Origin of the sequence: Microvirga arsenatis (assembly GCF_009910705.1) — a bacterium.
Lineage (GTDB): Bacteria > Pseudomonadota > Alphaproteobacteria > Rhizobiales > Beijerinckiaceae > Microvirga > Microvirga arsenatis.
The window spans coordinates 1-14,908 of sequence record NZ_JAAAXJ010000037.1 but is presented as its reverse complement, the minus strand read 5'-3'; the positions used below and the strand labels follow the sequence as shown (position 1 = coordinate 14,908).

The window sequence follows — 14,908 nt, the reverse complement described above, 5'->3', positions numbered from 1 at the left end:
GATGGGCGAAAACCAGTTGCCGAAGGTGATCGCCGGTGTCAGATTCCAGGACGGCGCCGAGATTACAACGATGCCATCACACAACGTCGCCTGATCAGCCTCGTCACCCAAAATCCGTCATAGCTCGATCCGCTGCAGCGAGATCCCAAGGTATTCCATCACCACGAACGTCATCGCCAGCACGAGCGGGATCGACAGCGCGACCACGAACCCGGCGCGCAGGCCCAGGCTGAGGAAGCTGACCAGCAGCACGATGGCCACGGCCTCGAACAAGGCCCGTGTGAAGCCGCCCACCGCCTCTTCCACCACGACGGGCTGGTCGGCCACGAGGTGCACCCCGACCCCGACGGGCAACTCGGCGATGATCCTGTGCATCTGGGCCTCCAGGGCTTCCCCGAATTCCAGGAGATTGCCCCCGGCTTTCATGCCCACCGCAAGACCAGTCGCCGGCTGGCCGTTGTAGCGGAAGAGCGACTGTGGCGGGTCGGTGTAGCCGCGGGTGATCGTGGCAATGTCGCTGAGGCGGAAAAAGCGGTCGTTGACGCGCAGGTTGATGTTCCGCAGGCTTTCCTCTGACGTGAACTGGCCGCCGACCCGGACGCTGATGCGCTCCGGGCCCGCCTGAATGACGCCGGACGGAGAGATGGCATTCTGCGCCTGCAGGGCGCGGATAACCTCCTGCTGATCAAGCCCGAGTGCTGCGATCTGGCGGGTCGAGAATTCCAGGAAGATTACCTCGTCATGGGCGCCGATCAGCTCGACCTTACCGACATTCGGAATCCTGAGGATCTTGGTACGCACCCCCTCGACATAGTCCCGCAATTGCCGCTGGGACAAACCATCGGAGGTGAAGGCATAGATGTTGCCGTAGACGTCCCCGAAATCATCATTGAAGAACGGGCCGACCACGCCTTGCGGCAGTTCGCTTCGGATGTCGCTGATCATGTTGCGCACCTGCACCCAGGTGCCGGGCACATCACGGCCTCGGGTCGTGGCCCTCAGATTGACGAAGATGGTGGTCTGGCCCGGAGTGGTCATACTACGGGTGAAGTCGAGCGCCGGGAGTTCCTCAAGCTTCCGCTCGATCCGCTCGGTGACCTGGTTCAAGGTCTCCTCGACCGAGGCGCCGGGCCAGGCGGCGCTGATCACCATGGTCTTGATGGTGAAGGACGGGTCCTCCTCGCGCCCGAGGTTCATGTACGCCATCACGCCCGCCAGGGTGGACACAATCATGAAGTACCAGACGAGAGATTTGTGGCGCAGCGCCCACTCCGAGAGGTTGAAGCCGTTCTTCACGAAGATGCCTCGTCCAAAATCTTCACCGACTGACCGGGCGCAAGACTGTTCACGCCGGCTGTGACCGCACGGTCTCCCGGAGCAAGTCCCCCGGTGACGCGGATGGTCTGCCCGTTGCGGGCAGAGACCTGTACCTCGCGCGTCGAGACCGTGTTGGTCGCGGGATTGACCACCCAGACTAGGGTCCTGCCGTCTCGCTCAAGAAGTGCCGAGGCCGGAAGCTCGATCCCTAGTGCGGTCTCCGCCATAGGGTATGCGGTCACGGTCGTGCCGAGCCGGAACCCGTCGGGCGGGTCGGCCAACGTGATCCTGACCCGCCGGGTACGGGTGGCTGGATCGGCCTGGGGAGCGATCTCCCGCACCTCTCCACCCGCCCGAACGGTGGGCGCAAGCTGCAGGGCGACGTCAAAGCGCGAACCTGGCTGAAGCTCGGCGGCAATGCCCTCCGGCAGGTCGACGACCACCTCGCGGAGATCAGGACGGGCGAGCGTCACCACCGTCTCGCCTGGTTGCACCACCTGCCCGATTTCCGCTTCGACGGCGGTGACCACGCCAGCATAATCGGCCCGCAGCTGGGTGTATCCGAGTTGTTCCCGGGCTTTCACCAGGTTCGCCCGAGCCTGGGCGACCGTTGCCTCCGCGGCGGCACGGGCCTGCTGGGCCGCCTCGAATTCGGCCTGGGTTGTGGCGTTCTGCTCCAGCAAGGTCCGCTGCCGGGCCTCGGTCGCCCTTGTGGTTTCCCACTGGGCTTGGGCTGTGGATAGATCGGCCTGGGCTGACCGGACCGCGAGCTCAAAAGCCAGCGGGTCGAGCCCCGCAAGCTGCGCACCTTTCTCAACCGATTCGCCGACGCTGGCGCTGCGGCTGACGATGCGCCCGAGCACACGGAAGCCAAGACTCGACCGGACCTGCGGCTCGACGGTTCCAACAAAGCCCTGCTGCTGAACCCTCTCCGGCGCGGCGATGACGGTCAGGACAGGGCGGACAGGCGCGGGCACCTCGGCCTCTTGCTCCTGGCAGGCGCCGAGCGCAAGGGTGAGCCCGATCGACATGAGAATGGGACAGGATTTTCTCATCCGGCGCGTCCCCCGGCGAGAGCAACAATCTGTTGGGGCCGCAGGGACTGAACCCCGGCCGTCACGACGGTCTCCCCCGGCTGCAGGCCGCTCCGGATCACCACATTGCTGGATCCATAATGGTCGATGGTGACCGGCCGCAGCGAGACCGCCCTGGTCTGGGGATCAACCACCCACACGGCAGGCTCTCCCACTTGGGAGAACATCGCGCTCCACGGCAGAACGATGACGGAGCGGGGTTTGAAGCGCGCCTCTCCGGTGACCGCTGATCCGAGCGTCATCGCCTGAGGTGGATTGTCGATGCCAACCTTCACCTCGACAGTGCCGGTGGTCGGATCGACCGTCGGAGAAACCTCGCGGACCATGCCCACTGCTGTGACATCCGGATCCGACACCAAGTTGATCTGGACGCGATTGTCGCCCGGCTCCTGGAGAAACACCGACTCCTGGACATCGAACACCGCATCACGCGGCCCATCATGCGCGATGGAGAACACTGGTTGGGCGGCCTGTACCACTTGGCCGACCTCGGCGTTGCGTTCCGTAATGATCCCGGACACGCCGGCGCGTAGCACCGTCTGGGCCTGCTGATCCTGCGCCGTCGCCAGCTGTGCCCGCGCCGTTTCGAGGGAGCCCTGGGCGGTTCGTAACGCCTCCTCGGCCGCATCATATTCTCGGCGCGTCGTAAACCCGCGCGCCAGCAGGGTCTTTTGCCGCTCGAAGGTGGATGTCGCCTGCCGGAGCTGGGCCTCGGCAGCCCTGACGGCCGCTTGCGCAGCTGCCACATTGGCCTCCTGTTCCTCCGGGTTGATGCGCGCCAGCACTTGGTCGGCCTTGACGTGATCGCCTACATCGACATTCCGCACGGTGATGCGGCCGCCGCCCCGGAATGCTAGATCGCTCTCCGTCCGGGCGCGGATTTCGCCTGTAAGCCTGACCGTCGGGGCATACTCAGTGAGTTCCACGACCTGCGCGTGCACGAGCGCGGGGGGCTTGTCAGGCAAAGCCTCCTGCTGCTGGCAGGCCGCCAAGCCTATGAGCGCCAATGCGCCCAGGATACGGGCCAGCTTGTAACAAACGTGATCGGTCTTTAACACGAACTCTTCCATTCAATCGGGCAAACCGCGCCAGCGGCGATAACGCTCTGGCAAGCGGCGAGTGATGCAGGTCAGAGCGACAGCCTTGGTTTGGCTAACGTCTTGCTCAATTGGAGGTTCACTGCGGCGCCAGGCAGCAGTGGGCATTCACGCCACCCCAGGGGCCGCGGGCAGATCCTGGAAACCGAGGCTTGGCATCTCCAGAATGGCTAAGCCTGAGGCACACTCTAATGCTACAAGGGAGCGGAACCGTGTACCAATCACTGAAGCTATCCTTGAAGGGTAAGCTCTCAGCCGCCCTGTCCGGGGGCCGATCCCTCATGCCCCCTGGCTGGAAGAATGGTCGCGCTTACTTTGGGGCCCGTTCCCGTCGCATGGGGGATCATGGTCAGGGCTATGGCCCGACCGGATAAAGGTGATGCGGACGACCGGTCCGCATGAGCGCCATCGGGCTCAATCCCGGATGTCATGGTAACTCCTGCCACCGGCACTTGACTGACGTATCGGCCCATGTGAGGGGGCGATCGAGACGCTCTACACCGCACCGCCTGCGGACAGTTGTGTGATCTGCCTCGACGAGATGGGATTGGTGAGCGCCAAGAGCTACGCGGGTCGTGCGCTGGGGCAGACAAAGACGCGACTGGCCGAGCGCGCCAAGCAGGAGATCGGCTACGGTCGCCACGCCAAGAGTTACATCTTCGGGGCCTTCTGCCCGGTGAGGCCTTCGCCGATCCTTATCCTGGACGCGGCGGCGCACGCTGGGTGGACTTCCTGGAGCACGTTGAGGCCTGGATCCCGCGTTCGACCAAGCGGGTGTATGCGATCCTGGACAACCTGAGTTCCCACCGCACCACCGACGTGCTGCTGTTCGTGCTGGCGTATCCGCGCTGGGAGATGGTGTTCCACCCCAAGTATGCGGCCTATCTCAACCTGATCGAGCCCTAGTGGAAGTCCTGCGCTCGCTGGCGTTAGCCGGCCGGCGCTTCGAGAGCTGGGACGAGATCATCGATGCGATTCACCGCACCACGCTCTACTGGAATGCACACCGCCATCCCTTTGTTTCGGGTAAGCGTCGTCGGCGTCGGCCGCGTCGCTCCTCCGGCATCGCCCTCCTGCCGAAGCGGCATGACTTACCGGATGAACCACTTAGACGGCGCGCACCTTTAGGGCCTGGGCCTGTTCTGCAACCGCCTCTTCCTCCACCGGCTCGAAGGCGATCGACTGCCGCTCGCGAGCCATGAAGGCGGTGGGCATCACGGCCTGCATCTCGGCCTCGGCGGCCTTCAGGAAGGCATCGTCATGGCCGGGGTAGAGATGGAAGATCGCCAGGGCCTTCACGCCGGCGGTTTTCGAGAGCTCCACGCCCTTCTGCCAGGTGGAATGGCCCCAGCCGCGGCAATAGGAATATTCGGCATCCGAGAACATGCCGTCGAAGATCATCAGGTCGGTGTCGCGCACGAAGGCGGCGAGATCCGGATCGGGCCAGGGGTCGCTGTGCTCCACGTCGCTGATGTAGCAGACGCTGCGGCCGCCATGGCTGAGGCGGTAGCCGGTGGCGCCGCCGGGATGATTGAGGAGGTGGGTCTCGATCCGGGTGCCGTCGTCGAAGGTGATCGGCTCGCCGGCCTTGAAGCCGTGATACTCGAAGCGGGCCGGAAGCTGGCCGAGGCGGACGGGAAACAGGGGCGGGGCGAAGAGCCTGCCCAAAGGCTCCATGGCGCTCTCGCCCTCCAGATGCCCGCAATAGGTGCGGATCACGCGCTCCTTGGCGAGCAGCGCCGGCTTGAAGAAGGGCAGGCCGCTGATGTGGTCGAGGTGGAGATGGCTGAGGAGAATGTCGATCTTCTCGGGAGCGTTCGGGCCGAGCTCCATTCCAAGCGCCGAGAGGCCGGTGCCCGCATCGAGAATGAAGAGACGCTCGCCGCATCGGACCTCGACGCAGGGCGTATGCGATCCGAACTCGACGAATTGAGGACCGGACGCGCAGGTGGAACCGCGTGTACCCCAAAATCGGACCTGCAACGCCTCGGAGGAGGCAACACACCTTACCATGTCAGGATCATAACCAATCGAAAACCCTGCTGATGTGCGCTACCGCACACGATTAAGCTGCCCACGACCAAGAGCGCGGGTCAAGATAAAATATCTGATGTTCGTTGCTAAAGGCTATGAACACCCTGATCTGCCCCTGCAAAAGATCAGGGCACTCAATGATGGAGCAATGGCGCTGGGTCGGCGGCAGAGCCGCAAGGCCGACGGTTGAGCAAACTCTGATGCGTGGGTTGCTGACCGCATTTCCGGGTGTTCGTCCGGGGCTGCCTTGATTCACGATGCGCTGGTTGGAAGCGTCATGAGCCTGGTGAACGCGGATTGACACGTTCGTGCGAGCGGCGTTTCGCCGAGAACAGCGACTGCATAGTTTCAAGGGACATGACCAGCAAATCGCTCATCGGGAACCGAACTTTGAACGTGGTTCGCCCCTGATGGTAGTCTGGTCTTGCTCTGATGCCCTGCCGGGCAGGTCGCGACTTCCCGATCCCGGTCGAGGATGAAATCCTGCACCGTGAAGCCTTCGCCGCACTGGGTCTGCCGCTGATAAGCCTTGGGAGCCGGGCCGAGGAGCGCCACGACTTTCTTCCGGCTGGCGACAAGCTGGTCGGCCGCGACATAGCCGGCATGGACGAGGTGAGTGCCGGGCAGCAGACCCTTTGCCTCGCGGGTCTTGTGAATTTCTGCGAGAGCGTCGCGATCAACGAAGGGCGCGGGCGTGGTCTCCACATGCGTGATCAGGTGCTGGCCGCTCTCGTCGCACGTCTCGGTCAGATGCACCTTGTAACCGATCACGCGCGCTATCCGAAAGCCGTGGAGTGTGTGCGCAAGGACCAGCGGGCGCTGCTGGCCTTCTTCGATTGGCCCGCCGAGCACTGGATCCATCTGCGGACGACGGATGAGATTGACAAGCACCTTTCTGCCGATTGTGGTAATCTCTCCTTGCGCGGACGACCTCGTGGCGAAGAGCGGGGCATCGACTGGAAGCTCCGTCGGGCCGCCTGATCATTCGAGCCTTGTCGGATTGAGGCGCTCGCGCACCTTGCCCTTGGGTGGTCTGGGCTGCCACTGGGCAACGAACCGTTCATAGGCTCTCTCGGCCTGTTCGGCTGCCTTCATCTCCCGGTCGCGGAGCTCCTTCACATTGTAGCTGTAGGCTGGTCCGCGCTTGTTGCCTTTCCGGGCCGGCCGCCCAGCCTGTAGCTCCATTGCCCTGACCTTGGTGGCTACCAGGGCCGGACGAGCCCAGAGATAGTCGGCTTCTTTGGTGAGAAGATGCCAGCACAAGGTCACCAGCTTGCGCGCCACTGCCACGGCGGCGACCTGATGGCCCCGCCTGGCCCGGATGCGCACGAAGAAGGCGTGCAGTGGTCCGGGCGACTTGGCCGCCGCCCAGGCGGCTTCGACCAGCATGGCACGGGCATGAGAGCGCCCCGCCTTGCTGATGCGGCCATGCTGGGCCAGGCCCAAGCCAGATTGGCGCACCCGCGGGTTGAGACCGACATAGCTGACCAGCTTCTGCGGCGAGCTGAAGCGATGGATGTCGCCGATCGCCGCGATCAGACCGACGGCCACCGTGAGGTTCACGCCCGTGATGGTCATCAGCCGCTTGACCGCAGGGTCGCCGAGGGCGTCCTGGGCGATCTCGCGATCCAGGACTTCCAAATCCTCGCCGAGCCGGTCGAGTTCGCGCACGTGCCGCTCGATCGCCAGGATCTCGTCGGACGGGAGAGGCTGGCGCTGGAGCCATGCTCGTCCGACCCGGCTGAACAGATCGGCATGGGGGCAGCGCGGGATCAGATGCGCATGCAGGATCGAGTGAACCTCGTTCTTGATCCGGGTGCGATGGCGAACCACTTGGTCGCGCCGGGCCACCAGACGCCGCATGCGTTCCACCTCAGGCGGCGGCGTCCAGATTGACGGCAGGAAGCCGGCGGCCTGCAGGGAGGCCAGCACGCCGGCGTCGATCTTGTCGGTCTTGACGTGGGCATGGGCGATGGCCTTGACCTGGAGCGGATTGGCGATGATCACCTGTGCCACGAAGGGCGACAGCACCCGCAACACCGCCATGCAGTTACCGGTGGCCTCGATCACCACCTCATCGGTGGGTTTGAGCGATTTGGCGAAGCCCTCCAGGGCGGTTCGGGTCATGTCGATGCGCCCATGATGGCGCAGCCGACCCTCCTCCCAGATCACGACCTCGGCGAAAGTACGGTGGAGGTCCATTCCGATCACGCGTCGCATGACGAAGCTCCCTTGATCGCGTTATGATCGGGAGCGTGGGGCGACACGACACCTACGGATCCGCGCTCGCAGCGCAACCGGGTCAGTCGCAGAGGCGGCCAGCTACTAACACGAGCTCTCAGCTCATCGTATACATCGGCCTGCCCGCACTTCGTGCTCCCGGTGCCTCTGTCCCGGATGGTCGCACCATACGCCAGAACCTTGAGAATTCCAGCCGGACAGCGGCACCGTCATCTTCATACCGGTTACAAACCCGATTGAGAGTGTGTTTGCGACGGTGCGGCACCGCACGATGCGCACCAAAGGCGCGCTGTCACCAACGACCGCGCGGCTGATGGTGTTCAAGCTGATCATGGCGGCTTCGAAAACCTGACGTTGGCTGTTGGGCGAAAACCAGTTGCCGAAGGTGATTACCGGTGTCAGGTTTAAGGACGGCGCCAAGATCCTTTCGGCGCCGGCACACAACATCACCTAATCGGCCCCATCACCTAAATTCCGGCATAACTCGAGCAAGTTGAGCGGGGCTACTCCACGGTTCCCTTGCGTCCACGGAGGACACAGCCCCGATGATCGCTTCACGACTCTCAGCGGGCGACTACCGACGGCTCGTGACTATGTTGCGGGTGCTCGGCGAGGCCGGGCTCAAGCCCGCTTTGGCTCGCCTCGGGTTGGTCCGGACCCGGAAGGTGCAGTCCTTCGACGCTGAGGCCGAGGCGGAGGCATTCGTCCGCGCACTGGAGCGGCTAGGGCCCACCTTCGTCAAACTGGGTCAGATCATGGCAACGCGCGCGGATCTGCTTCCGCCCGAGCTAACGGAGCGTCTGAGCCGGCTACACGACGACGTCGCGCCCGTGCCGTTTGAGGAAGTGCGTTCCCAGCTGATGGATGACTTGGGCGCCGATCCCGCAGAGGTGTTCGCCGAGTTTTCGCCGACGCCTATCGCTGCTGCGTCCATTGCTCAGGTCTACGGAGCCCGGCTCACCACGGGGGAGCCCGTCGTTGTGAAGGTGCGGCGGCCGGGCATAGAGGAGGTCATCCGCGCCGACCTGCGGCTGCTCGCGGCTGCCGCACGAGTGATTGAACGGCGGGCACCGGCATTTAGGCGACATCAACCTACCCGCGTGGTCGAGCAACTGGCGCAAGCAATTCTCGAGGAGATCGATTTCAGAATTGAGGCGCGCAACCAGGAGGATATCCGCGGGTTGACCACCGTCTTTGTCGTACCGCGCGTCTATCGGCAGTTCAGCACGGACAGGACCCTGGTCAGCGATCGCATCGTGGGCACGAGCCCCAACTCGGAATTCAGGCTTTCGGAGCCGGCGCTGGCCCGAACACTCGCCCCGGAAGCGGCCCAGGGATTGCTGGCCTTGATGCTGCGAGAGGGCGTGTTCCATGCTGATCCTCACCCTGGGAACGTGCTGGTCACGCCTGAGGGCCGGCTCGCCTTGCTCGACTTCGGCTCGGTGGGCCGCCTTTCAGCGAAGCGTCGCGAACAGGTGCTTGTCGTCCTCGGGTCCTTGGTTGACGCCGACGTCGGGGCGGTCTCGGACATCCTGATGGACTGGGCTCGCCGGCCAGGTCCGCCTCCGCTCGGGCTCGAACCGGCCGTCGATCAGTTCTTTGCGCGCTACGGCGCACAATCGGGCCGCGACATCCGTCTGGCCGAGGCGATTACGGAATTCATCTCGATCGCCCGGGAAAACGAGCTTGCGCTCCCGCCTGATCTCGTTCTCTTGATGCGAGCGATCGGTATTTCCGAGGGCTTGGCCAGAACACTGGATCCCGACCTGGACGTGATCGAGGCTATAACACCCGTCGTGCTGCAGGCCTTCGCTGAGCGCTTCAGCTTCAAGGCTTTGGCGGCACGGGGTTTTCGGGCTTTCAAGGAGTTCGATCAGCTCGCCACGACCGCGCCCGAGGCTCTGCGGAGGGGCATGGCGCGGCTGAGGCGCGAAGGAATCGTCGTCCAGGTTTCGATCGCGGACCTGGACGCTCTCAGGGGCACCGTCCGACGCGCCGGCGACGCCTTGGCCAACGCCGTGGTCGCGGCCGCACTGATTCTCGCCGGCGCTCTTTTCTCGCTGTCGTCGGGTGGAGACCCGACGCGATCCGCGTTTTCCCTGCTGGCGCTCGGCCTAGGCGTGATTATCTGGCTGGTCTTTGTGGTGCGCCGTCGCGACTGAGGGAGCTGGCTTGATAGGGACGCGGCGGGCCTTCCCTCGAACCCACGCAGCTTTCGGCAGATCAACCGTCAAAAGACCATCCCGAAGGCTCGCTGCGACACGCTCCGGCTCTACCCGTTCGGGCAGCGGCACGAGGCGATCGAGCTCACCTCCGCTCCGGCCTTCGGTCGAGAGCTCGGGGCCCCTCAGCCGAACCGAATGCGGGGTGGCCTCTAGACACAGCTGGTCGCGGCCGTAGCCGGGGACTTCGAACACTACGGTCACCTTCTCCAAGGATTCCGAGACCGAAAAGGTGGCAGCGGCCGCGCCGCTGAGATCGGTGCTGCGGGCGGGCCGTCGCCAAAGCCTGCCGAGTCCACGAGCCAGAACTCCCTGATATTCGAGGCGGGCCGTCAGAGCCGTACCGCCCAGCTTCAGCTGAATGTCGCCTATCATCTGAACTCCTCGATTTGTCGCACAGAAGAATGCCAGGGCGTGGCGAAATCAAGGCGCGGGTTCCGGTTCAAACCGGCCGGGTATTTCGATTGGATGTCGGTGACCATTCCGGAATGAAGCCGGCCAGCCTTCGGGGTCTGAGGATTTCCTGGGTCAGCAACTCGGGCAACACGCTCCTTGTCCCATGAGGAGAGCGCGATACCGGCAGAGAAAAGGCTGACCATGAGACAATTGCGACAGATGCTTTGGCTCACCCGGACGGCGTCAGTGCCCGGGAGATCGCCGTGATGCTCGGCGTAGCGACGAGCACCATCCAGGACAAACTGAAGCGCGCTGCGGCGGGGCGCTGGAGTTGGCGACCATACTTGAGGAGCCTGGCATCGTCGATTAGGGCCGGAAGTGGCGGAACAGTCTCGTTAAACATTATATACTACCTTCCAAACAGGCCCCCACTTTTTGGTGGCCGTGCCTGGCCGGTTTTTGCATCGTAGTTCAGCCTGACTTCTGCTCCGTCCTGCATAAAATAAACAATCTCGTACTGGCCGTCCGAGAACGATACGCTTTTGATCGCGTAAAATCCTGGCCTGACTTCAGTCTTAGCGATTACTTGGGAGAGCTTAACGCTATCTGGAGGTGGAAGAGTTGATAATGGGTCGGATTTATTATCAGTTTGGGCAAATGCGCTCGTGATGGCAAACAGGCTCAGGCCAACGAATACCGTAGCTGTTCTCATGCAAATATCTCCTCCTTCAAGCTTTGTGTTCCGTTCTCTTTGGTCCGGGTCGATCGTGTCCCGTGGTGTGGTGTAAGAGCGCCAGTCATGGGCTGAGCCGGGATAATCAGGCGGTCACGGCCGACAGCCTGCGAACGGGATCATCGCTCAACGCGCTCAGACTTTCCAGCGACAGTTAGCGCCGGCTTACCGCCCGGTGCCGTCCGACAGGTGCTGGACTTTTGAGGGTTCCGCTCCGAACTCGTCGGCGCATGGGCGGGCGGACCATCCTGCGGTGACGCGCGTCGAAGGGTGATGCGGGTCAGTTCGGAGGAACGCCCGAGCCGTAGCGCGAAGCCGGGCCACAACGCCGTGCCGTTGTTGACGTAGAGCGTCATGCCGCCGACCTTGTATCGGCCCGAGACGAAGCCGTTGTTAGCGCGCGCGACCAGCCGGTCCAATCCTGGGATCATGCCACCGTGGGTATGCCCCGAGAGTTGCAACGCTACACCACGTGCGGCCGCCTGCGAGGCGTTCCTCGGCTGGTGGTCGAGCAGGATGATCGGCGTTCCGGACGGCGCGCCCTCAAGCGCCGCCGACAGGTTCGGTGCCGGATGGGAAGATCGAGGCGCCGACAGGTCGGTGACGCCGGCCAGCACCAGCGATCCGCCATCACGGGTCAGGACCGTATGATCGTTGGCGAGCGCCTGCATCCCCAGGCTGGCGTACTGGCGCATCCACTCCTCGTAGCCGAAGAAGTACTCATGGTTTCCGGGGATGACCCAGACGCCGTCCCTTGCTCGCAGGTCGCGCAGCGGCGCCACGTCAGAACGCCGCGCGCCGAAGGAACCGTCGATCAGATCGCCGGTGACCACGATCAGGTCAACCCCGAGCGCGTTGGACCGCTCGACCACCGCTTGGGTCCACTCCCTGGGAAAGAGGCGACTAATGTGGAGGTCGGTCATTTGCAGGAGCCTGTAGCCGTCGAACTGAGGCGGCAGCCCGGGGATGGCGATCTCAACATCCTTGAGCGGGGGAACACGCGTCGCCTGGTACACGCCGACGGCCGAGAGCAGCATGGCCGCCGTCGCGGCCGTGTAGCGCACGCTGTCCGGTATAGCTCCGCCGCCCCGGACCAGCCGTGCGACCAGGACGGTCAGATCGAGTGCGATCTGCATCACCGCCAGCAGCGCGATTGCCCCGAACGCCCAGTTGAACATCAGCACGAGAGCACGGGGAAACTCGGGCGAGAAGACCGAGCCGGACGAAAGGCGGCTCCAGAGATGGTATTGCGATGCCACGAGCACGGCGATGGCAAGGGCAATCTTCCCGCCCGGCGCCCACGGAAGCGGCCACATGTTGCGCGACAATCAGCGACCCTGCTTGCGCACGGGGTTTTGATTGTCGCGCAACAGCCACACGAACCGCGCCAAGACATAGAGGGCGGGCAGTGCGAAAGTCAGGTGGAACATGAACACCCTTGGATCGAGGAGATCGTGACCGGAACGGTCGGCTGGAAGTCCGATTACCTAGAACGGTCGGCGGGGTCGGTACAGGGCCTGTCGCGCAGTCCCTGAAGATCCGCCGCAGGATTGGGTACTCGGCGCAGCGCTGTCACCTCACGATGTCGAGACCCGTTCCGAGCACCTATGCCTCAGAATTCCGGCGTCATCGCTCCTGAGTGCATCGAAACAGTGACCGAGCTACCCTGCTAGCTGCATGTGGATCACCAGGAAGGGCTTGAGCTCTGGCCTGAGGCAGGCGGATGGCGGCCTGCTGATCATCTACGACGCCCCTCCCCGGAGAGAACCGGCCCTGACACGCTCACGGTGCGAGCTGACGGGATTTGCCCAAGGCAAGCCGAAGACGGTCGAAGTTGAACGCAGCGTCTGGCTACCTATTGGCTACCTGGGAAAAGACGGCTCAAAGGGCGTGTGCCGGTAACCCTTTGAAGTAGTTAGTGAGCGCGCTGGGACTCGAACCCAGGACCCCTGATTAAAAGGCAGAGGGTCCCGCTGAGGCTTAGGAACGGATGCTCGAGTGCGACGCAGGTTAGCGCGTCCGACCCGGAAGCTTACGCGGCCTCCTCAAGCACCTTTCGGACGGCGGCCAGCGGCAGGCCAAAGTGCTTCGCAACTTGTGCCGGCGCCACTCCCGCCAGAAGGGCAGCCCGCACCGCCTTGCGTTGTCCCTCTTGTAGTGCAGATGAGGTCTTACCGGATCGTATGGACCTACCCCGTTGTTTTGACGGGCGCGGATTGTGGTGTTCAAGGAATACGCTGGCATCTCTTATCGCTGTCTTCAGCTCAGGCCGGCTCCCCCTGCCCGCCTCCATCCGGCGCTGCAGTTCATCCATGAGTTGGACAAGGTGCCTTGCCAGTTGTGCATCAGACAGACCGGCAAGCTCCCACAGCTTGGCCGAGGCAGGAGCCGGTTCGGACCGAGGGGTCGGTACGGTGAGTGTAACCTCGAACAGGTCGAGGGTGCGAGGCGAAGATCCCTTGTGCGGCATAGGCTTCATATGGGCATTCGACCGTCCTCATCCAAGCTTGAAGAGAGTTCGTCACACCGTGTTCAGAGACATCCAAGCGCTCCTGGTTCCGGTGGTTCGGGGTCATTTCCACTACTTCACGAACCCGTCCGGGGTTAGTTCTATCTCCGGTTTCGGCACTGTCCGCTGACCTTTGCCTTTCCGGGCTTCGGGATCTCGGATTCGCGTGGACGCCTTTTGAGCCGGGGCGCCGCCGCTGGGCCGAGCCTGCGCGCTCGGCTCAGCGGAATGGAGCGTCTTGCCGGCCTTGCCGGTTTTACGGATCCGCCTTGCCGGCGCTGCGGCGTGCGGGTTTGCTGTGGGCGCAGCGGGTGCCGGGCGAGATTGAACGCTTGTCTTGCGCCCCATTGCCTTTGTGCTGGTCCGCTTCTGGCCAATTCGGATCACCGGCTCGGGAGCAGCGGGCATAGCATCATGGCCGGGGGTTGCACCTCCGGTCTCTGCCATGTCCAAGCCGAACAAGGCCGAGATGTCGTCCGTCTCCAGGACCTTGCCCGTATCGAGCGGCTGGCTCGATATTGACAGCGCCGTATCGAGATTGGCGACCAGATCCTTCCCGTCCACCGCACGGAGCCGAAACAGAAGCTCGGGTGCCTCATCAAGCCGAGCCCCAACGCCATACAGCACCGCGGCAACGTGCTTGCACATAGAGGCTCCATCCGGGCAGTTGCACAAGAACCGGATGTCCGACGGCTTCGGGAACAGCCCTCCGTCCTGCCGGCAGATCCGCTCCATCACGCCCTTGGAGAACCGGCCTTGCAGCAGTTCAACCAGGGAGTCGATGCCGCCGGTGCAATCCGTGCAGATCGAGCGCCACAGCGTCGGCCCCAGCGCCGTGATGCTGACGCTGACCCTGTAGATTGACGATCCGCTCACCACCCCCTTGATCTCCAGTGCCGAGATCTGAAGGTCGATCACCGCACCATTGCGCACATAGGTGTGGCCACGCGGCAGGCGGTTGTCGAAATCCTGGTAGTTCTCCAGGTTGTCGCACCATGCCTTGCCCCAGAAGGTCCGGGCGATGGTGCGCCCCTCCAGGACGACGGGGGCGACCGGGTGTCCCTTCTTGCGCAGCCTCTCTACCTCGCGCGCGGCTTGCTTCCGACGCTCCGCAACCGGAACGTAGCGGGGCCATGCTGAGCTATGGCGGAATCTAGGTGATGACGGTTTGAGAAAGGCGGCGTACCGAGGCGGGTGACAAGCCTTGCCAGAACCTCTTCGAGAAGAGCGATACGCCTATGACCGAGACTACCAATGTTTTACGC

General features: G+C 63.6%; 10 protein-coding genes and 3 pseudogenes. 3 read left to right on the top strand and 10 right to left on the bottom strand.

The window, feature by feature from the left end:
• Positions 1-120: 120 nt before the first annotated feature.
• The 3 genes and pseudogenes from GR303_RS23640 to GR303_RS23630 all read right to left on the bottom strand — a co-directional run.
• A pseudogene (locus GR303_RS23640) lies at positions 121-1,296 on the bottom strand (efflux RND transporter permease subunit); the annotation flags it as partial.
• Entirely contained in the window at positions 1,293-2,372 is a 1,080-nt protein-coding gene (locus tag GR303_RS23635) for an efflux RND transporter periplasmic adaptor subunit (protein WP_161726821.1), read from the bottom strand. The pseudogene GR303_RS23640 and the gene GR303_RS23635, both read right to left, overlap by 4 nt.
• Entirely contained in the window at positions 2,369-3,481 is a 1,113-nt protein-coding gene (locus tag GR303_RS23630) for an efflux RND transporter periplasmic adaptor subunit (RefSeq protein WP_161726823.1), read from the bottom strand. The genes GR303_RS23635 and GR303_RS23630 overlap by 4 nt, the downstream gene beginning before the upstream one ends.
• Positions 3,482-4,231: 750 nt before the next feature.
• On the opposite strand from GR303_RS23630, the gene GR303_RS25065 reads away from it, so the two are divergent.
• Entirely contained in the window at positions 4,232-4,414 is a 183-nt protein-coding gene (locus GR303_RS25065; protein WP_246205879.1) for a hypothetical protein, read from the top strand.
• Between the two features lie 201 nt (positions 4,415-4,615).
• Here GR303_RS25065 and GR303_RS23620 read toward each other — a convergent pair whose 3' ends face one another.
• The 3 genes and pseudogenes from GR303_RS23620 to GR303_RS23610 form a co-directional block, all read right to left on the bottom strand.
• Entirely contained in the window at positions 4,616-5,521 is a 906-nt protein-coding gene (locus GR303_RS23620; RefSeq protein ID WP_161726825.1) for an MBL fold metallo-hydrolase, read from the bottom strand.
• 343 nt (positions 5,522-5,864) lie between these two features.
• A pseudogene (locus GR303_RS25610) lies at positions 5,865-6,310 on the bottom strand (IS5/IS1182 family transposase); the annotation flags it as partial.
• Between the two features lie 213 nt (positions 6,311-6,523).
• Positions 6,524-7,744, bottom strand: a complete 1,221-nt coding sequence (locus GR303_RS23610; RefSeq protein WP_201752210.1) for an IS110 family RNA-guided transposase — start codon at positions 7,742-7,744, stop codon at positions 6,524-6,526.
• Between the two features lie 265 nt (positions 7,745-8,009).
• Here GR303_RS23610 and GR303_RS24460 point away from each other — a divergent pair.
• Positions 8,010-8,237, top strand: a pseudogene (locus GR303_RS24460) (IS256 family transposase); the annotation flags it as partial.
• A gap of 91 nt (positions 8,238-8,328) precedes the next feature.
• A complete protein-coding gene (locus tag GR303_RS23605; RefSeq protein WP_161726831.1) occupies positions 8,329-9,945 on the top strand; it encodes an ABC1 kinase family protein in 1,617 nt (538 codons plus the stop codon).
• Here GR303_RS23605 and GR303_RS25605 read toward each other — a convergent pair.
• The 4 genes from GR303_RS25605 to GR303_RS23585 form a co-directional block, all read right to left on the bottom strand.
• The gene (locus GR303_RS25605) at positions 9,898-10,380 is read right to left on the bottom strand and encodes an Hsp20/alpha crystallin family protein (protein WP_161726833.1); all 483 of its coding nucleotides are present in this window, start codon (positions 10,378-10,380) and stop codon (positions 9,898-9,900) included. The two genes, GR303_RS23605 and GR303_RS25605, sit on opposite strands and share 48 nt — an antisense overlap.
• Positions 10,381-10,810: 430 nt before the next feature.
• Complete coding sequence (locus GR303_RS23595) at positions 10,811-11,113, bottom strand: PepSY domain-containing protein (RefSeq protein WP_161726835.1); 303 nt, start codon at positions 11,111-11,113, stop codon at positions 10,811-10,813.
• Positions 11,114-11,253: 140 nt separating this feature from the next.
• Entirely contained in the window at positions 11,254-12,450 is a 1,197-nt protein-coding gene (locus GR303_RS23590) for a metallophosphoesterase (RefSeq protein WP_425487142.1), read from the bottom strand.
• 1,265 nt (positions 12,451-13,715) lie between these two features.
• The gene (locus tag GR303_RS23585; RefSeq protein ID WP_161726837.1) at positions 13,716-14,561 is read right to left on the bottom strand and encodes an SWIM zinc finger family protein; all 846 of its coding nucleotides are present in this window, start codon (positions 14,559-14,561) and stop codon (positions 13,716-13,718) included.
• Between the last annotated feature and the right edge of the window lie 347 nt (positions 14,562-14,908).